This is a genomic window from Thermosediminibacter litoriperuensis (assembly GCF_008124715.1).
GTDB lineage: Bacteria > Bacillota > Thermosediminibacteria > Thermosediminibacterales > Thermosediminibacteraceae > Thermosediminibacter > Thermosediminibacter litoriperuensis.
Map to the genome: position 1 here is coordinate 1 of NZ_VNHO01000035.1, position 17,958 is coordinate 17,958.

The following is a 17,958-nucleotide window of genomic DNA, read 5'->3' on the forward strand; positions in this document are numbered from 1 at the left end:
TGGATGCGGAGGAGGCTGCGTATGTGCCTCTGGAAGCAGTGGAAGCGGGTACGGACAAGATACCGCGAGCTGCGTGCACTGGGGCTACCAGAGTGGGCAGTAAATGAACTCGCCAACGCTCGTAAAGGGCCGTGGCGGATGGCCCACGGGCCAATGAATAGAGCCCTGGGCAACGCCTACTGGCAAACCCAGGGCCTGCTGAGCTTAACCGAACGCTACCAAACTCTTCGTCAAGCTTGGTGAACCGCCGGATGCGGACCCGCATGTCCGGTGGTGTGAGAGGACGGGGGTTAGCCGCCCCCTCCTACTCTATTCTTCATCAAACATATCTTTGCCGACGCCGCATTCCGGGCAAACCTATTTTTTCATTTGAGATCCTCTCCTTATTTTATTGCGCCGGCTCCAGGGTGCATATCGCGGCCGGTACCTTGATCCTGGGCACAACCAGCTCGAAAACCCTGAAGTAATGGTTCATCTTGCTGGTTTCCAGGAAAGCCACGGTCAGGTCCTGAGCTAATGCCAGGTCCACGTATTCCGGGTCCGTAGAGACGAGCACGCCTCTGTCTCCCTTTATCGCCGGCGTCTGGAAGACTCCGCCGGTTACGAGCTTTTTAATCAGATCTATTTCCAGATAGTTGGTGTTTTTATAAGCCCTTATGAGCCTTGAGTAGAGCTTGGGGCTGACCACCAGGGCATACGGCCCGTAGAAGCCTTTTGATGAAAGGGCCTCCACGGCTCTTACTACGTCGTCGTAGGCCGCCCCTTCCTGGGACCAGTTGCCGGTGGCTATACTGGTCCTTCCCGGCGCCGTCAGAAGCCCGCTTATATCCAGTTCCTGGCTGCCGTTGAATATCAACTCGTCTTCGGCCTCTGCCACAAAAATGGCGCTCAAGGCGGCGGGAGTGGTATCGAGGGGTATGCCGAATTTTGTGGATGTCTCTATATCCCGCCAGTCCAGCTTGAAGTCTTTATAGATAATAGGTATCTGTTTGTAAGTCTTGCCTGTGGTCCAGATCACATCCTCGCCGTTTTCACCCGACAGGTCTATCAGGGCTTTGAATTCACCGGCGTAGGTGTTGAAGGTGATATGCTGGACGCCGGCCCCCAGGGGGCCGTAGAGGCTGATGAACCTCCTTCCCACCATATGCTTTTCAGCCGCCGATACCACAGCCCGGTCGATGAGCTCCCACTGTCCTTCGGTGAGAGGTGATTGGGAACGATTCAAATAATCGGCCATATTTTTGCGGTAATATAGTACCGCTTGACCCTCCTTTCTTTTATTATTTTTCGGTTTCCTTCCTGAGGCTGCCTATCGTGAATCTTTTGCCGCTGAGTTTCTCGTATTTTTCAATCATCTTTTTAAGGGATTCGGCATGGTATTTTTCGTGATTTATGGCGAGGTCCAGAAGGTCTCTTATTTCCTCATCCTCAAACTTATCTTTGGCGGATGAATATTTTTCGATGGCGTCAATTTCCCTGGCAAGGTCGCTCTTTACCGATTGCTCGGGACCGGCCTCGGATTCCATGGCGCTGTGGATCAGCTCCGGCTGGAACCCTTTTTCCGCCAGAGTTTCTGCAAACCAGCCCATGTGCTTCATTTCATCGATGGCAAAATCCTCAAGTTCTTCGCCGCTGTTTATGGTAAAATGGTGGTACAGGTACTGGAGGATGGAAGTGTATTCGTGCTCGAGGGCTTGCTGAAGTATAGCAGCCTGGGATTCGGTAAGTTCCGAGGTAGATTCTTCCGGTTTTTGGTTTTCCAGGGGTTCGGCGCCCGGGGGGATTGCATTTAGTTCATCGAGAATTTTAAAAAATTCTTCCCAGTGGGACTTTTCGTCGGCGATGATCCTGTCGAAGAGGGTTAGCAACTCATCGTCATCAGTAAGAGTTTTGTGGTATATATACTGCCGGATCGCTTCTTCCTCGGCCTTTACGTCGGCTTCGATGAGAGATTTGAGGTCTCCTCTGCTGATTACTTCCGACCTTTTCAGTGTAGGTTTATGACCTGACTTCACAAGCCACTCGGACAGCCACTTAAAATGTCTCATCTCGTCGCGGGCTATCGATTCCAGCTTGCCCCTCAATTCCTCATCCGGAGAGGCGTAAGCATGGTAGAGGTACTGGATGATGGCGGCATGTTCGTCTTCTATGTCCTTTTTGACCGCTTTTATGATATCGGTCAAACAGCCCGCCTCCTTTCCGATAATTATATTTTTTTATTAATATATGATGAGAGGCTCTTAGCAGCCACCCGGAAATTAAATTTTAGTCAAAAGGAGGATCCAATATGGTTTATTTCAGGAAAATCAATACTGCCATGGGAGTTATTATGGTGGCTTCCACTGAAAGGGGTGTCTGCCGCATCGCTCTGCCGGGGGAAGACAGGGAAAAGTTTTTGAGCGACCTCGTGAAAATGTACGGCGAGGCGGAACTGGTGGATGAGTCGATTCATGGAAAATTAGGTGAAGTCAATTCCCTGGCGGAAGAAGAGCTTACAGCTTATTTCAACGGAGAATTAAAAAACTTTACCGTGCCCCTGGACCTAAAAGGGACTGAATTTCAGAAAAGGGTATGGGAAGAGGTCATGAAGATACCCTACGGCGAAGTCAGGAGCTACGGTTATATAGCGAGGGCTATAGGAAAACCAAAAGCCTGCCGCGCCGTCGGCGGGGCTAACAACAGGAATCCGGTGCCTATCATAGTGCCGTGCCACAGGGTTGTCGGGAGCGACGGTTCCCTGGTGGGCTACGGCGGTGGTCTGGAGATGAAGAGCTTCCTGCTGAAATTGGAGGGAATAAAGGAGGAATTTTAACCGCAGACGGCCGGTAAACTTAAGTCTCTTCCGATAATAGTAAGATACCCGTTGCTGGGAAAATATATAGTGTAAGCGGCATGACGGCAGGCCATAACGCTGCAGTGAAAAGCAGCAGGAGGTGTTTATGTAAATGGCTGTAAATTTAGGCATGATTGGCCTCGGGTGGTTCGCTAACTTAATTGCCCGGTCCGTATCGGAAAGGGGAGACGGCAGGGCGGTTGTTGCGGCGGCCTGCGACGTAGATTCGGAAAAGTTAAGGGAGTTTAAAAGCAGGTTTAACGTTAAAAAAGCTTATGATAATCCCGATGACCTGGTCGGTGACCCCGATGTGGATATCGTTATAATAGCAACCCCGCCGTATCTTCACGCGAGCCTCGGTAAAAAGGCGCTGCTTGCCGGAAAACACGTTTTTTTGGAAAAGCCCGGCGCTCTGAGGCCCGAAGAGCTCGGTGAACTGATCGAGATTGCCCGAGAAAAAAACTTGAAGACCACCATCGACTACGTCATGAGAAGAAACCCCCTTTATCTTATGATGAAGATGATATGCGACTCGAAGGCTTTCGGTTTGCTGGAGCGGGCGGACCTTGAGAATTACGCCCATGATGATAATATGCCGCCCCAGCACTGGTTCTGGGACTATTCGAAAAGCGGCGGTATATGGGTGGAACACGGCGTCCACTTCTTTGACCTTATAAACTGGCTTATAGGGCCTCCGCGAGAGGTGAGAGCCGTTAATATAAAAAGATCCGGAGAAAACCTGACGGACAGGGTCCTGGGCTTTGCCCTGCATGAAGACGATGCGGTGGTCACGTACTATCACGGTTTTACGAAACCCGAGCCTTTCGAAAAAACGACGTTCTATTTTACGTTTGAAAGAGCCTATGCCGAAGTCTACGGTTGGATTCCGGTCAGGCTCGTGATAGATGCTCTGGCAACCCCGGAAACAGAAGAATTTATGGGGCGGGTGATGGAAGAAGCGAGAAAGTTTCTCCCCAGTATCGATATAGAGCTCACCATGGAAAAAATCTCCGAATACGGGGAAGGCCGGGATGTGTTCTCCGGAAGGGGGAAGAGATTCAAGGCGTCATTCCGCACCCGGTTTGAATACACCATTAAGCAGGACAGGTGGGAAGTCTACCGGGCCTGTGTAATGAGAGCCATAGATGATCTCGCCGATGCGGTTGAAGGGGTGAAGACATCTCCGGCAGTAACTTTAATTGATGCCCGTCGATCTCTGGAAATCGCCTGCAGAATGGAAGAACAGGCATTGAGATACTGATGAGGTTGGGTGTTGTCAAAAAGTTTTATGTTTTCATATTGTAATATATATAGTAAAATGGGGGGGAACAGCTTTGCCCGAAGAAAAAGCCATGCATTATGAGCAGGATCACGGAGCATTGCTTCAAATGCTCCGGGAAGCCCTCATAGGCGAACTTCAGGCCATAAATCAGTATGAACGATATGCGAGGATGACCTGTTACGCACCGGCCCGGCAGCTTTTCCAGGAAATTGCCGATGACGAAAAACATCATGTGGCTGAACTGCTGAAAATGATAACTCACTTTGATAGAAAGCAGGCAGAAGAGTTGAGAATGGTTTTTATGCATAAACCAGGAAAATATGAATAGTCCTTTCGGTAAATTCACGCAGGTTGGAAGTGTCCCAAAGGTTGGTTTTAGCATTTAAATGCGCGTGTTTTGATTTCACATGGAATATGTAGAAACACCGAACAAAGACATAGTGATTTGACCAATAGCCTGGTGATACCAGAACTTTATAATATCATGTGGGTGGGTTCCCGCCTTAATGGGTTTTTGTTGCTCCACATCCATAAATACCCTAGGGATACCCAACCTTTACAATGGCTTTTTTTATTTTAAAAACTCTAGCTCAGCGGCTGATATACTGAAAGAAGTTATTGACGTATATTTTAATAGTTAATATAATTGAATTAGTAAGAAACTATAACCAATTTGAAAAGAGTAGGAAAATGGAGAAAAAAGGCAGAAATGCAAGCTCTTTAAAAGTCTATAATAGGGCTTTGCTGCTGAATATAATCAGAAAAAACAGGGGGATATCACGGATAGAACTGGCGAAAATGACAGGTCTCACCAAGGGTGGCATAACTCCCATCATATCCGATTTGCTGAGGCTTAAAATAATCAGAGAATGCGGTACTTTTAACACCCCCAGCGGCAGAAGGCCCGTGGGGTTAGAGATAAACCCCCACAGGTTTTCGGTTATAGCCCTTGATTTTAAAAGGGTAAAGTACACCCTTGGACTGGTGAATTTCGGCGGCGAAATTGAATATGTAGAAGAATATCAGTATAGGGACGTGGACACCTTTGAGAACATTTTTGAGCAGATGTTCAGTTCCATATATGACCTGCTGATAAAAAACGAAGGCAAAAAAATTATCGGCATAGGTGTCACCGCCCCTGGTCCCCTGGACTATAAAAACGGGGTGATTGTGTGCCCGCCTAACTTTTTTGGAATGGAAAATATACCCATTAAACGCATCTTTCAGGAAAAATTCAATTTGCCCGTATATCTCGATAACAACGCCAACGCTTTCGCCTTGGCTGAAAAACACTACGGCTCGGCCAAGGATTACAGGGATTTTATTTACCTGGCGGTGGATGAAGGGATCGGAGCCGGAGTCGTAATAAATGAGACAATATACCGGGGACGAGGCGGGTTCGGCAGCGAGATAGGGCATACAACAATAGACATCAACGGCCCCAGATGTTCCTGCGGCAATTACGGTTGTGTGGAATTATATGCGTCGGTACCCAATCTGGTCAAGAGGATTGACAGCGCGGTTGCCTCCGGACGATCAAATTCGGCGTTTTTGAGTCGCATCCGGGCAAAAAGGCCGCTGGAATGGAATGACGTGCTGAAAGGCCTGAACCTGGGGGACCCCGTGTGCAGAGAACATATGGAAAAAGAAGCCGAATATCTGGGGGCTATAATAGTAACAGCCGTAAACCTGCTGGAGCCTCAGGCGGTGATAATCGGAAGCAAGCTCTCCGCCTGCGGGGAACATATTCTAAACCCCCTTAAAAAATACGTCTACGCTAGGTCTGTTACCAGGAACATCCATAAACCCGATCTTTACGCATCCAATATGTCATATGGGGCTCTGGTCGGTGGGGCTACCATGGTGATAAATCATTTTGTGGATGGAGATCTAGGAGAGTATGAAGAAATACTCTAAAATTTTTCCACAATTAGTAAGAAAGTCTAACTAAATGGAAAAATGAGGTGAAGGCCTTGGGCGAGATATCGAAGAACAACCCTGCTAAGCTGAGCCTGGACAAAGTTACCACTTATCATGTCTGGGATAGGAAAAACCTTGTCACGGTAGATGATTTGTTAAAACCCGGGATAGATCCGGCGCCCGAATACGAAAACCCCGAACTGGATGAGCTGGCCGGCCGGATCGTCCGGGCCCGGGAGAAGGGAAGGCCCGTGATCTGGTCAATGGGAGCCCATGTTATAAAATGCGGGTTATCGATGTATGTGATAGAGCTCATCAACCGGGGTGTCATCACCCATGTCGCTTCCAACGGTGCGGGAAGTATCCACGATTTTGAACTGGCCTATCTGGGGGGCACATCCGAGTATGTTCCCCGGGCTATAGAAGACGGAACCTTTGGCATGTGGGAAGAAACCGGCCGCTGGATGAACGAAGCCATAAAAGAAGGGTACCGGCAGGGATTGGGGTACGGTCAGAGCCTGGCGGTCTTTGTGGAAAAAAATAAGGACAGGTTTCCTTATCGGGACTATTGCATTTTCTATAATGCCTATAAAAAAGGCGTGCCGGCCACTTATCACGTGACCATCGGGACGGACATCATCGACCAGCACCCTAGTGCCGACTTTGCCGCCAAAGGATACACCAGCGGAAATGACTTTTTAATATTCTGCCACAGTGTCTCACAGCTGGAAGGCGGGGTGTATTTGAATTTCGGCTCGTCGGTGACAGCCCCGGAGGTCTTTCTTAAAGCCTTGTCCATCAGCAGGAACTTAGGCTACACTGTCAAAGACATAACAACTGCCAATTTCGATATTATACCCCTGGGGGATTACAGAAAGGAAGTCGGTCAGGACCATTTCCATTACTACTACAGGCCGCGGAAAAATATAGTCAACAGGCCTACCAGCCTGGGGGGAAGGGGCTTTTACATTGAAGGCAATCATAAGGCTACCATACCCAACCTGTATAACAAAATAATGAAAAGGCTTAATAGAGAGGTTTAACTTATGGACGCATACCGGGAAATTGAAAAGGTGGAACTTACTTTAAGTGAAATTCAGGACATCCTGGAGCGAATAAAGAGAGTAAAAGTTGGCGTGGTGGGTGACGGATGCTTGGACATATACTGGCATGCCGATATGACCTTAAGCCGGCTTTCAAGGGAAACCCCCCATTACCCGCTGCCGGTGGTGGAAGAGAGGCTGTCTCTGGGAGCTGCTGCCAATGTGGCCGCCAACCTGAAGAGGATCGGTGCCGGCTTTATCACCCTGCTGACAATGGTGAGTTCGGACTGGAGAGGCGGGGAATTTATTCGACTTATAAAGGAGTTGGGTATCGACGACCGAAATATTATTGTTTCTGAAAAAAGAATAACTCCCGCTTACTGTAAACCTTTGAGAAAAGGCATATCGGATGTGGTTTACGAGGATCCGCGCATTGACTTCGAAAATCTTTCGCCTCTTGCAGGCCAGGAGGAAGAAAGGGTTTTGGAAAGGTTGGACCGGCTGGCGTCCCAGGTGGATATTATTGCAGTGTGCGACCAGTTCCGGTTTGGGGTAATAACGGAGCGGGTGAGGAACAGAATTAACGAAATGGGTTCTGGAGGAAAGCTTATGGTTGTCGACAGCAGAGATAACGCTCACCTTTACAGGAACGTTATAATCAAACCCAACGATTACGAATGTGTCAAAGCAGTAAAAAAGCTTTCCTCCGCCGTTGATGCCCGGATGGACATCTTTCAATCCGCCGAAACCTTATGCCGGATAACTAAAAAGCCGGTCATCGTAACCCTGGGGGAAAGGGGATCCATCTGGGTAGAGGACGGAATCATAAAGATGGCCCCAAGCAGGCCGGAAAGCCCGCCCATCGACATTGTGGGAGCGGGGGATACCTTTTTGAGCGCCTTTTGCTGCGCTTACGGCGCGGGGATTCCCGGGGAAAAGAGTATAGGTTTTGCAAATCTGGCGTCGGCGGTGGTGGTGAAAAAACTGGGCACGACAGGTACCGCCGGCCCTGAAGAAATAATAGCGAAATCCAAGGAGTTGAATCTATAAAATGCCACAGCTTAAAGGCGGGAGTGTGAACGGTTTTGAAATCTTGAAAGACCTCCCGCAGGATTATACAGAAATAAAAATCGCTATGTTTGATTTTGACGGCACCATCTCCACTCTGAGGCAGGGATGGGAAAGTGTCATGGAAAGCTTTATGGTGGAGATGATATGCGGCGGCAATTCGCCCCAAGAATACGTGGCGAGAGAGGTCCGGCAGTATATTCAGGATTCCGCGGGTATACAGACAATATTTCAGATGAGATGGCTCTGTGAAGCTGTGAAAAGGCACGGGCTAAACCCCGTGGTCTTCGATGAGTGGGAGTATAAGGACGAATACAACAGAAGGCTTATGGAGCAGGTAGAAACCAGGGTCCGGAGGCTTATGGAGGGGAAAGCGGATCCGGAGGACTTTTTGATTGAGGGTGTGCAAGATTTCTTGAAGAGCCTTTATGAGGCAGGAGTGGAAATATATGCGGCCAGCGGTACGGACCATGAAGATGTGCTGCGGGAGGCCGAGGCTCTTGGTGTAAAAAAGTTTTTTAGAAAAATGGCGGGCGCACCCAAAAGGAAGGCCGATTGTTCCAAAGAAGCGGTGCTCAGGGAATTAATAAATGAAAAAGGTTTTGGGCAAAGACAGATTTTGATAGTCGGCGACGGAAAAGTGGAAATAAGCCTGGGCAGCGAAGTGGGCGCGGTAACCCTCGGGGTAGCTTCCGATGAAGTCCGCCGAGAGGGAATTAACCCGGTCAAAAGGCAGAGGCTAATTAAGGCCGGATGCCATGCCCTTACGGGCGACTTTAAAAATTATAAGTTGATCATGCATTGGCTCAGACTTGCTGATTAACCGGGAAGGTGAATTAGATTGAACGATAAAAAATTCATTATAGGAATAGATATCGGAGGCACCAAGTGTGCCGTAGTTTTAGCCGATTGCCAAATGAACATATATCACCGGATTGCATTCCCGACGGAAGTTGAAAAGGGGCCCAATCATACAATCGATCGCATATTGTTCGCCATCGAACAGTTGCTATCTAAAAACGGCCTGGCAAAAAACCAGATTGAAAGCATAGGCATAAGCTGCGGCGGCCCCCTGGATTCAAAAAGCGGGGTTATCCTATCGCCGCCCAATTTGCCCGGATGGGATAATATCCCAATTAAAAAAATAATTGAAGAACAAATGGGAGCCCCTGTATATCTGGAAAACGACGCCAACGCCGGAGCTCTGGCTGAGTGGACGCTGGGCGCGGGCCGGGGATGCAAAAATATGATTTTCATTACTTTTGGGACAGGCCTGGGAGCCGGACTCATCCTCAACGGCCGGCTTTACTCCGGAGCCAACGATATGGCCGGAGAAATAGGACATATTAGGCTGGCCGAAGATGGCCCCGAAGGTTACGGCAAAGCGGGCTCTTTCGAGGGGTTCTGCAGCGGCGGAGGAATAGCCAAATTAGCCCGACGGGAAATAGAAAAGAGGCTAAAAAGGGGAGAAGTCGTCGGATTTTGCCCCACCCTTGATATGGTCAAAAGCATTACGGCGAAAGACGTGGGCCTGGCGGCTGAAAGGGGTGACCCGGCAGCAGTAGATATATTGAAAATATCAGCCAGATATTTAGGGCTGGGCCTTTCCATACTCATAGACATTTTAAACCCGGAAAAGATTATCCTCGGCAGCATCTTCGTGAGGATCAGGAAATTCCTTCAGCCTGTGGCCGAAGAGGTTATAAGAAAAGAGGCTTTAGAGATTTCAGCTAAAAAATGCCTCATACTTCCCGCACAGCTTGGGGAAAGAATAGGCGATTATGCTTCCCTGTGTGTAGCGTTGAGAATTGGGAAAAAGGAGGATGGGAATGGGTAAATTGCAGGAAGACCTGGTGGAAGAACTGGCAGGGCGCTATCCCGAACTCGATTTTCTCAAAGAAAGCATTAAAGCCGCCGCAAAAGCCATAATCCGCTGTTACGAAAACGGAGGTAAGATTCTCGTTTGCGGAAACGGTGGGAGTGCCGCCGATTCGGAGCACATTGTAGGGGAATTGATGAAGGGGTTCATAAAAAAGCGCCCTTTGAAAGAAGACCTGAGGCAAAACCTGATAAATACCGGCGGCGCTTTAGGCGGAATTCTTGCGGAAAAGCTTCAGACGGCCCTGCCTGCTATATCCCTGGTTTCCCAACCGGCTTTATCCACGGCCTTTGCCAATGATGTAGATCCGGAATTGGTCTTCGCCCAGCAGGTGCTGGGGTATGGGAAAAAGGGAGACGTCCTTATAGCCCTGAGCACCTCCGGTAATTCAAAAAACGTAATCAACGCCATATATACTGCAAAAGCCCTGGGGATGGTGACTATCGGGCTTACTGGGAAAGGCGGCGGACGGATGAAGTCAGTGTGCGATATTTTACTCGATGTGCCGGCGGAACAAACGCACCGAGTTCAGGAACTGCATCTTCCGATTTATCATACCCTGTGCATGCTGGTAGAAGGTTATTTTTTTGATGATTGATTATTCCAAAGAAGGTGAGTTTAGCCGATGAGTGAAATTTTGTTGAGAGTCGAAAACATTGTTAAGGAGTTTCCCGGAGTTAAGGTGCTTAAGGGAGTCAGTTTTGAACTCAAAAAGGGCGAGGTACTGGCGCTGGTTGGAGAAAACGGCGCAGGGAAATCCACCTTGATGAAGATACTGAGCGGGGCTTACACCAAGGACTCGGGGAAGATTTATTTTGAAGGCGAAGAAGTGGAGATAAACTCCCCTAAGAAGGCTCAGCACCTGGGAATAAGCATCATTCACCAGGAATTGAACCTATGCCCGCATCTCAGTGTGGCTGCCAACATATTCCTCGGCAGAGAATTTTCGAACAAAACCATCTTAGATGAAAAGAGGCAGAATGAAGAAGCAAAGAAAATTCTAGATCTTCTGGGTATGGATATAAACCCCACGGAAAAGGTGAGAAATTTAACCGTATCAAAACAGCAAATGGTGGAAATCGCCAAGGCCATTTCCGCCAATGCCAAGTTGTTGATTATGGACGAGCCCACCTCATCCCTTTCCGAAAAAGAGATAGATGAACTTTTCAGGGTTATCAGGGATTTAAAAAATAAGGGAACTTCAATTATATACATTTCACACCGCCTGGAAGAACTGAAGAAAATTGTCGACACGGTTGCAGTGATGAGAGACGGGGAAATGGTGGCAACCTTCCAGTATAAAGATGTGACTCTGGACGAAATAATCCGGCTTATGGTGGGAAGAAAACTGGAAGAAAAGTATCCGAGGATCACTGTAGAAAGAGGTGAAAAAATCCTCGAGGTAAGAAATCTTACAAGGAAAAACGTACTCAAAGATATTTCCTTTGAGTTATATAAGGGTGAAATCCTCGGTATTGCCGGTCTGGTGGGCTCGGGCAGGACCGAGCTTGCAAGAGCGATTTTCGGCGCCGATAGGGTGGACTACGGAGAAATCCTGCTGCATGGACGGAAGGTAAAAATAAATTCGCCGGCTGATGCTATAGAAAGCGGCATAGTATATATCCCCGAAGACAGGAAGTTCAGCGGGTTGGCTCTGGGACTTTCGGTAATTTCCAATATAATGATGGCCAGTGTGGACAAGGTATGCAACCCTCTGGGTGTAATAAACAGGGCGAGGGAATTGGAAATAGGCAACAAAACCGTGAAAGATTTGAGAATTAAGACCCCTTCCTTATGGCAGAAGGTCAAAAATTTAAGCGGAGGGAATCAGCAAAAGGTCATTATAGGCCGGTGGCTGGTGAAACAACCCAGGATATTCATTTTCGATGAGCCGACCCGAGGGATTGATGTGGGGACCAAGATCGAAATCTACAACATTTTAAACCGGCTGAAACAGAAGGGTATTGGGATTATTGTAATATCATCGGAACTGCCGGAAATTTTGGGAGTGAGCGATAGGATTCTGGTCATGTGCGAAGGCCGGTTGAAAGCCGAACTGGAAGCAGGAAAGACGAACCAGGAAGAGATTATGTACTATGCAACCTTATACGATGAGGGAAGGAGAATAGCCAATGCATAATGCGGCGACGAAAACAAAAGGACTGAAAAGTCTTGTACCCCGGGATGCCGTGCAGTTTTTGTCAACTCTAAGCGGCTTGATAATACTTTCCGCCTTTTTTGGCCTCACCTCGGAGAAATTTTTAACAGTAAACAACCTGTTGACCGTAGCGTTGCAAACCGCAATAATAGCCATCATAGCCATAGGCCAGACTTATGTCATTATTACTACCGGCATAGACCTCTCAATAGGTTCTAATATAGCAATTTCGGGAATTCTGGCATCGCTTTTGATGATAAATGGGTACCCTATTCTCGTGGCAGTAACGGTGGGCTTACTGGCGGGCTTGATTGTAGGTATCATCAACGGGCTACTGGTGGTATACGGTGATCTGCCTCCATTTATCGTGACTCTCGGTACCATGAGCATTGTCAGAGGGATAGGGTTGGTCATCACCGGCGGTATCCCCATAAGCAATCTCCCCGAAGAGTTTGCGTATCTGGGAAACGGGGAGTTACTCGGCATACCCGTCCCCGTAATAATTATGGCTTTTCTGGCTCTGGTTTTTGGGTTTATTTTGGCAAGAACAAAGCTGGGCAGGTACACCTATGCTGTTGGCAGCAACTTTGAAGCCGCGCGCCTCTCTGGCATTAACATCCCCAAAACCGTGGTATCCATTTATGCCATCAGCGGCTTTCTGGCGGCCTGTGCGGGTTTGATTTTGACCGCCAGGATAGTTTCCGGTCAGCCTACGGCGGGGATGGGCTACGAACTGGATGCGGTGGCGGCTTCGGTCATCGGAGGCGCCAGCCTGATGGGAGGCGAAGGTACCATAGTCGGTACCGTTGTGGGAGCCTTCGTCATAGGTGTATTGAGAAACGGTCTGAACCTTCTCAATGTGTCCGCCTTCTGGCAGCAGATTGCCATCGGCGTGGTCATAATAGGAGCTGTGTTCTTCGACAGGAGAAAAAGAAAAAAATAAGTTTCAGGCGGCTTTTTGCCGTCTGAGTTAAACCATAACTGAAAAAGAAAAAGGGGGGATTTGGCGACGGGATACGATAGGGTAATCTATCAGCCCCTGAAATGTCACTTAAAATGAACATAAGAATGATTGGGAGGGTAAAAGGATGAAAAAAAGGTCTATCCTGACGGTTCTCTTGGTACTGGCCGTTGCAGCGGCAGTGCTTGTTTCGGGCTGCAGCAGCAAAAACAGTGGTTCTGCCGGCGACGATGCAAAGGACAAGAAATACCAGTTTGTACTGATCACCATGGATTCTCTGGACGAACACTGGCTTTCCGTGAAAGCCGGGGCCGAGGAAAAAGCTAAAGAACTGGGCAATGTCTCTTTGACCTTCAGGGCTCCTGCAGACAAATCGGATCCCAACGAACAGGTAAGAATGGTGGAAGACGCCATTAATCAAAAGGCTGACGCCATACTTCTGGCACCGCTGGATCAGAGTGCCCTGACACCCGTTGTAGAAAAAGCTTACGATGCCGGTATACCGGTGATAATCATAGACTCCCCGGTTAAAACCGACAAATATACAAGCTTTATAGCTACGGACAACCTTAAGGCCGCGGAAATGGCCGCCGATAAGCTGGCGGAATTGATTGATGGAAAAGGAAAAATAGCCATCATCAATGCTCAGCCCGGTTCTGGGACTACAATGATGAGGGAAAACGGCTTTAAGGACAGAATAAAAGAAAAATACCCGGATATTCAGATTGTAACGGTTCAGTACTCAATGGGCGACAAAGCCAAGGCGCTGAATCAGACCCTAGATATCCTGACGGCCAACCCCGATCTGGCGGCTTTTTATGCCACCAATGAAGGTTCCACCGTCGGAGTGGCCAGGGGTGTTAAAGAAAAAGGCGTGGCCGGAAAGGTAAAAGTTGTAGGGTTTGACAAATCCCAGGATATAATAAATGCATTGAACGAAGGATTAATTCAGGCTACAATGGTTCAGAATCCTTATCAAATGGGTTTCCTGGGTGTTCAGTTTGCGGTAGACGCCATCGAAGGAAAGTCGGTGGAAAAGAAAGTTGACACCGGTGTAAAGGTTATCACAAAAGACAATTTAGACGAACTGACAAAATAACAACCTTTAAGTTACCGCCAAAGACACTAATCCCCGCAGTTTTAAAATACTGCGGGGATTTTAAGTAACATAATCAGAGATCTGTAGAGAAATTACACCATTAAATAACATCTAAAGAGTGTTTACAATATATTCGAGAATTGTTATGATGTTGAACATCGGGATGGTAACAATATGTACGCGTAACATTAATGAAATCGCGCAGGGAGAAAAATGCCATGAGACGTATTAAAATTCGATATCTTGCTGCAATCCTGTTCTTTTTTTTAATGCCGTTTTACGCAGCAGCCGACCCTCCGGATATTCTATCGCCTTCCGAACAGAACCGCGTATACGTAATAGGGGGAGATGAAAATTTTCCACCTTACGAGTTTATTGTAGATGTAAACGGGAAAAAGTTGTATCGAGGTTTTAATGTGGACATTATGAAAGCTATAGCTTTGCAGACCGGGGTAGAAATAGAATTCCGCCCCACGGTCTGGGCGGATGCGTTAAAAGCTCTGGATGAAGGGAAAATAGATGCCATTCAGGGCATGAAGTATAGTGAACAGAGAGCCGCCAAGTATGATTTTTCTGACAGTTATCTAACAAATGTGCAGGCGGTCTTTGTCCTCAAAAGCTCGGGGGCGATGGTAATGGATGACTTGCGCGGGAGTAAAATTGCTGTCCAAAAAGGCGACATCGCATATCAGCGCTTTAAAGATGATCCTTCATTCGAACTGATTGTCGTCACGGACCAGGAAACGGCCTTTAATCTGCTGCTGTCAGGTGCGGTGGAAGCCGTAATAGGGAACAAATTGGCAGGACAATATTTTTTGCAGCAAAAAAGACAGTTAGGCAAGGTTAAGTTAATAGATAAAGAAATCGACCCGCAAAAATATGCCATAGTAGTAAAAAAAGGAAATAAAGAACTGCTGAAGATTTTTAATCAAGGAATTTATGAAATAAAGAGAAACGGCACATATGACAAGATTTACAAAAAATGGTTTGGGGAACCTTTGGATTATCCTTCAACTTATTATAAGAAGCGTATTTTAGTAATGTTATACATCCTGGGGTCCCTGTTTTTGGTCTTGGTTTTTATGATGTATTTTAATATTATTTTACAGAAGGAAGTAAAAAAACGCTTGGTTACTGAAAAACAGCTCATTGAAAAAATTGCTCACAAAGATAAGCTTGAGTCTCTGGTAAATCTTGTAGCAGGAATTGTTCATGAAATTCGGAATCCTCTTACATCAATTAAAACCTTTGCGGAGCTACTCCCTGAAAAATATGACAATCCGCTATTCAGGGAAAAAATCAGCATTTTCGTACCACAAGAGATTGAAAGGATAAATTCGATCTTAAATAATCTTCTGGATTATGCTAAACCGCGTAAACCGCTGCCGCAAAACGTCAATCTGTTGAATCTTGTAAAAAATACTCTGGTTTTATTTGATACAATTTGCGAAAAAAATAAAGTAAATATAACGGTTGACATAATGAAGGATTTGAGCGTGTATATTGACCGGCAACAATTGCAGCAGGTGTTTATCAATATTATACTGAATGCTGTCGAAGCAATGGAGGACAAGCCCCTCCGGGAAATTTTTATAACTGCCGAACAGAAAGACGGCGAAGTTGTAACAATTTTTAAGGACAGCGGTAGGGGTATCAAAAGGGATGATTTGAAGAAGATTTTCGATCCATTTTTCACCACGAAACCGTCGGGGACAGGTCTGGGACTTGCCGTAAGCTATCAGATAATAAAGGAGAATAACGGCAGTATCTGGGTTGAAAGCACACCGGACGTGGGGACAAAAGTTTTTGTAAGCCTGCCACGGCAAAGGGAGGCGGAATGAATAATATGTATAAATTATTGATAATAGACGATGACGAAGCCATATGTTCTTCTCTCGAATTTGCCCTTGAAAATGACTATATTGTCTATACCGCTCTTAATGAGGAGAGAGCGCTGGCCATCATGACGGCGGAAGAATTCGACATAATTTTGCTGGACCTGAAACTCGGCGACTGCAACGGTCTGGAGACGCTTATAAAAATAAAAAAAATAAGTCCCGCCAGCGCTGTAATTATAATGACGGCCTACGGGAGCATAGAGTCTTCAGTAGAAGCCATGAAAAACGGGGCTTTTTACTATATAACGAAGCCCATTGAATTAAAGGCGCTTAAAGCTCTTTTTCTAAAGGCCCTAGAATATCGAAAGCTTAAGTCTAAAGTGGAATATTTGAATGATAAACTGGTGGCGGAATATCAGCTTTCTGGATTAGTTGGCTGCTCGCCTGATATGCAGCGTGTTTTCGGTTTAATTGAAAAAGTAAAAAATATCGACTCAAATGTATTAATAACGGGGGAAAGCGGCACGGGCAAAGAACTCGTGGCACGAGCCATTCATTTTAATGGAATCCGCAGAAGCGAGCTCTTTGAAGCTATTAACTGTGCTACCATCAATCCCAACCTGCTGGAGAGCGAACTTTTCGGTTATGAAAAGGGAGCATTTACAGGTGCTGTCCACAGCAAGAAGGGAATTTTCGAGATAGCAAATCACGGCACCCTTTTTTTAGACGAAATATGCGAAATGGATATCAACTTACAGGCAAAATTGCTACGGGTAGTGCAGGAAAAAGAGGTTATCCCGATCGGCTCTGAAAAACGCAAAAAAATAGACGTGCGGATCATTTGCGCGACGAACAGAGATATAAAAAGAAGTATCGGAAGGTCGTTTTCGAGAGGATTTATTCTTTCGTCTCAATGTTATAAATATTCATATCCCACCATTACGAGAACGCTGCGAGGATATACCACTCCTGATCAGCTATTTTATCGAAAAATACAATAAAAAAATGGGTAAAAACGTAGAGGGTATAGAAAAAGATGCTTTGAATATTTTATGCGGTTATCAGTTCAAAGGTAATGTGAGGGAGCTTCAGAATATTTTGGAAAGGGCGATCGTGCTTACCGACAAAAACATTTTAAGTATGGACGATCTGCCTTCTGAAGTAATACTGGGCTCAAACCCGATTTCCAGAGAAGAGAGAAATCTTATCCCAGTCTATATAGGGGAAGATCTACAAACTGTAGAAAAAAAAGTGATACTCCAGACCCTGAAGTTCTTCAAAGGGAACAGAAAGGAGACGGCTAGGGTTTTAAACATCAGTGAGCGCAATCTTCGCTATAAAATCAAGGAGTACACAGGGGAAAAAGAGGATGGCACGCGGCAAAATTTGCAGGGGCGGCAAAATTAACCGCCCAAGCAGAGCAGGACGAAAAATGGCGGGACCGGTGCAGGGTATGGGAACGACCTCTGAAATACTCTGTTTATCAGGATAGACAGTTTTCTAAGAGACGCATTTTCTCTATAAATGCGTCTTTTTTATGTGCGCCCGGCATGGGCGTTAACTCGGTGGTGAAAGTCCACTGCAGGCGAGGCAGCACTAGCCTGCTAGCCGAAGGCAAGGGTGTCCACTGCGAGGTGGAATCTGAAGGAAGTTGGAGGCAAAGCCACGGCCTGATGAACAAGAACCCCATAGGAGGCTAGACCGTTCGGATGAGCTGGCATAACACAGCGAAATCCCAGGCTGCCAAGGGGCGGTAGAGTATATGGGGCGGGCGCGGGGCGAAGGTTAACGCTCTTACCCGGGGAGGCCTGCCGGTAACGCCAGGTAAAGCTGGTAACCCGTGCTGAAAGGCACAGCTGAACCGGCAGGAGTCAGCA

Annotated in this window: 19 protein-coding genes and 1 pseudogene; 17 read left to right on the forward strand and 3 right to left on the reverse strand. The window is 47.0% G+C overall.

Translation table 11 applies throughout. The features are described from left to right. Positions 1-243: pseudogene (locus tag LZ11_RS13065) on the forward strand (group II intron reverse transcriptase/maturase); the annotation flags it as partial. A 145-nt stretch (positions 244-388) separates the two neighbouring features. On the opposite strand, the gene LZ11_RS10925 reads toward LZ11_RS13065, so the two are convergent. Both LZ11_RS10925 and LZ11_RS10930 read right to left on the reverse strand, forming a co-directional pair. Continuing rightward, positions 389-1,225: a family 1 encapsulin nanocompartment shell protein gene (locus LZ11_RS10925; protein ID WP_170240368.1), complete on the reverse strand. Its 837-nt coding sequence runs from the start codon at positions 1,223-1,225 to the stop codon at positions 389-391. 55 nt (positions 1,226-1,280) lie between these two features. Beyond that, positions 1,281-2,183, reverse strand: coding sequence for a ferritin-like domain-containing protein (locus LZ11_RS10930; protein WP_148867912.1), 903 nt, complete (start codon positions 2,181-2,183; stop codon positions 1,281-1,283). Positions 2,184-2,287: 104 nt separating this feature from the next. On the opposite strand from LZ11_RS10930, the gene LZ11_RS12930 reads away from it, so the two are divergent. The 16 genes from LZ11_RS12930 (at position 2,288) to LZ11_RS12390 (ending at position 17,781) form a co-directional block, all read left to right on the forward strand. Next, positions 2,288-2,812, forward strand: coding sequence for a methylated-DNA--[protein]-cysteine S-methyltransferase (locus LZ11_RS12930; RefSeq protein ID WP_148867913.1), 525 nt, complete (start codon positions 2,288-2,290; stop codon positions 2,810-2,812). 133 nt (positions 2,813-2,945) lie between these two features. Continuing rightward, complete coding sequence (locus LZ11_RS10940; protein ID WP_148867914.1) at positions 2,946-4,094, forward strand: Gfo/Idh/MocA family protein; 1,149 nt, start codon at positions 2,946-2,948, stop codon at positions 4,092-4,094. 73 nt (positions 4,095-4,167) lie between these two features. Next, positions 4,168-4,443 carry a ferritin family protein gene (locus tag LZ11_RS10945; protein WP_148867915.1) on the forward strand — a complete coding sequence of 92 codons (276 nt, stop codon included), beginning with the start codon at positions 4,168-4,170 and terminating at the stop codon, positions 4,441-4,443. A 362-nt stretch (positions 4,444-4,805) separates the two neighbouring features. Beyond that, positions 4,806-6,032 carry an ROK family transcriptional regulator gene (locus LZ11_RS10950; protein WP_148867916.1) on the forward strand — a complete coding sequence of 409 codons (1,227 nt, stop codon included), beginning with the start codon at positions 4,806-4,808 and terminating at the stop codon, positions 6,030-6,032. A gap of 56 nt (positions 6,033-6,088) precedes the next feature. Further along, complete coding sequence (locus LZ11_RS10955) at positions 6,089-7,078, forward strand: GSU2086 family protein (protein WP_170240369.1); 990 nt, start codon at positions 6,089-6,091, stop codon at positions 7,076-7,078. A 3-nt stretch (positions 7,079-7,081) separates the two neighbouring features. Then, on the forward strand, positions 7,082-8,128 hold the full coding sequence (locus LZ11_RS10960) for a bifunctional heptose 7-phosphate kinase/heptose 1-phosphate adenyltransferase (protein WP_148867917.1): 1,047 nt from the start codon (positions 7,082-7,084) through the stop codon (positions 8,126-8,128). Between the two features lie 25 nt (positions 8,129-8,153). Then, entirely contained in the window at positions 8,154-8,969 is an 816-nt protein-coding gene (locus tag LZ11_RS10965; RefSeq protein ID WP_170240370.1) for an HAD family hydrolase, read from the forward strand. Positions 8,970-8,987: 18 nt separating this feature from the next. After that, a complete protein-coding gene (locus LZ11_RS10970) occupies positions 8,988-9,983 on the forward strand; it encodes an ROK family protein (protein ID WP_148867919.1) in 996 nt (331 codons plus the stop codon). Further along, complete coding sequence (locus tag LZ11_RS10975) at positions 9,976-10,623, forward strand: D-sedoheptulose-7-phosphate isomerase (RefSeq protein WP_148867920.1); 648 nt, start codon at positions 9,976-9,978, stop codon at positions 10,621-10,623. The genes LZ11_RS10970 and LZ11_RS10975 overlap by 8 nt, the downstream gene beginning before the upstream one ends. 27 nt (positions 10,624-10,650) lie before the next feature. After that, positions 10,651-12,165 carry a sugar ABC transporter ATP-binding protein gene (locus LZ11_RS10980; protein WP_148867921.1) on the forward strand — a complete coding sequence of 505 codons (1,515 nt, stop codon included), beginning with the start codon at positions 10,651-10,653 and terminating at the stop codon, positions 12,163-12,165. Next, positions 12,158-13,126: an ABC transporter permease gene (locus LZ11_RS10985; protein WP_148867922.1), complete on the forward strand. Its 969-nt coding sequence runs from the start codon at positions 12,158-12,160 to the stop codon at positions 13,124-13,126. Before LZ11_RS10980 ends, LZ11_RS10985 begins: the two co-directional genes overlap by 8 nt. 145 nt (positions 13,127-13,271) lie before the next feature. Further along, positions 13,272-14,243: an ABC transporter substrate-binding protein gene (locus LZ11_RS10990; protein WP_148867923.1), complete on the forward strand. Its 972-nt coding sequence runs from the start codon at positions 13,272-13,274 to the stop codon at positions 14,241-14,243. Between the two features lie 218 nt (positions 14,244-14,461). Beyond that, positions 14,462-16,084, forward strand: a complete 1,623-nt coding sequence (locus LZ11_RS10995; protein WP_170240371.1) for a transporter substrate-binding domain-containing protein — start codon at positions 14,462-14,464, stop codon at positions 16,082-16,084. A gap of 5 nt (positions 16,085-16,089) precedes the next feature. Then, positions 16,090-17,082 carry a sigma-54-dependent transcriptional regulator gene (locus LZ11_RS11000; protein WP_222927253.1) on the forward strand — a complete coding sequence of 331 codons (993 nt, stop codon included), beginning with the start codon at positions 16,090-16,092 and terminating at the stop codon, positions 17,080-17,082. Beyond that, complete coding sequence (locus LZ11_RS12565; protein WP_484421980.1) at positions 17,066-17,488, forward strand: AAA-type ATPase lid domain-containing protein; 423 nt, start codon at positions 17,066-17,068, stop codon at positions 17,486-17,488. The genes LZ11_RS11000 and LZ11_RS12565 overlap by 17 nt, the downstream gene beginning before the upstream one ends. A 143-nt stretch (positions 17,489-17,631) precedes the next feature. After that, on the forward strand, positions 17,632-17,781 hold the full coding sequence (locus LZ11_RS12390; RefSeq protein ID WP_170240234.1) for a hypothetical protein: 150 nt from the start codon (positions 17,632-17,634) through the stop codon (positions 17,779-17,781). Here LZ11_RS12390 and LZ11_RS12570 read toward each other — a convergent pair. Then, positions 17,778-17,958 (reverse strand): hypothetical protein (locus tag LZ11_RS12570; RefSeq protein WP_222927214.1); only part of this gene is annotated, 181 nt, incomplete at its 5' end. The two genes, LZ11_RS12390 and LZ11_RS12570, sit on opposite strands and share 4 nt — an antisense overlap.

Bases quoted from the DNA above. Each gene is read 5' to 3' on its own strand.
- LZ11_RS10990 (WP_148867923.1), top strand. From the start codon at position 13,272: ATGAAAAAAAGGTCTATCCTGACGGTTCTCTTGGTACTGGCCGTTGCA.
- LZ11_RS10960 (WP_148867917.1), top strand. From the start codon at position 7,082: ATGGACGCATACCGGGAAATTGAAAAGGTGGAACTTACTTTAAGTGAA.
- LZ11_RS10980 (WP_148867921.1), top strand. From the start codon at position 10,651: ATGAGTGAAATTTTGTTGAGAGTCGAAAACATTGTTAAGGAGTTTCCC.
- LZ11_RS12390 (WP_170240234.1), top strand. From the start codon at position 17,632: ATGGGCGTTAACTCGGTGGTGAAAGTCCACTGCAGGCGAGGCAGCACT.
- LZ11_RS10975 (WP_148867920.1), top strand. From the start codon at position 9,976: ATGGGTAAATTGCAGGAAGACCTGGTGGAAGAACTGGCAGGGCGCTAT.
- LZ11_RS10995 (WP_170240371.1), top strand. From the start codon at position 14,462: ATGAGACGTATTAAAATTCGATATCTTGCTGCAATCCTGTTCTTTTTT.
- LZ11_RS10940 (WP_148867914.1), top strand. From the start codon at position 2,946: ATGGCTGTAAATTTAGGCATGATTGGCCTCGGGTGGTTCGCTAACTTA.
- LZ11_RS10950 (WP_148867916.1), top strand. From the start codon at position 4,806: ATGGAGAAAAAAGGCAGAAATGCAAGCTCTTTAAAAGTCTATAATAGG.
- LZ11_RS11000 (WP_222927253.1), top strand. From the start codon at position 16,090: ATGTATAAATTATTGATAATAGACGATGACGAAGCCATATGTTCTTCT.
- LZ11_RS12930 (WP_148867913.1), top strand. From the start codon at position 2,288: ATGGTTTATTTCAGGAAAATCAATACTGCCATGGGAGTTATTATGGTG.
- LZ11_RS10985 (WP_148867922.1), top strand. From the start codon at position 12,158: ATGCATAATGCGGCGACGAAAACAAAAGGACTGAAAAGTCTTGTACCC.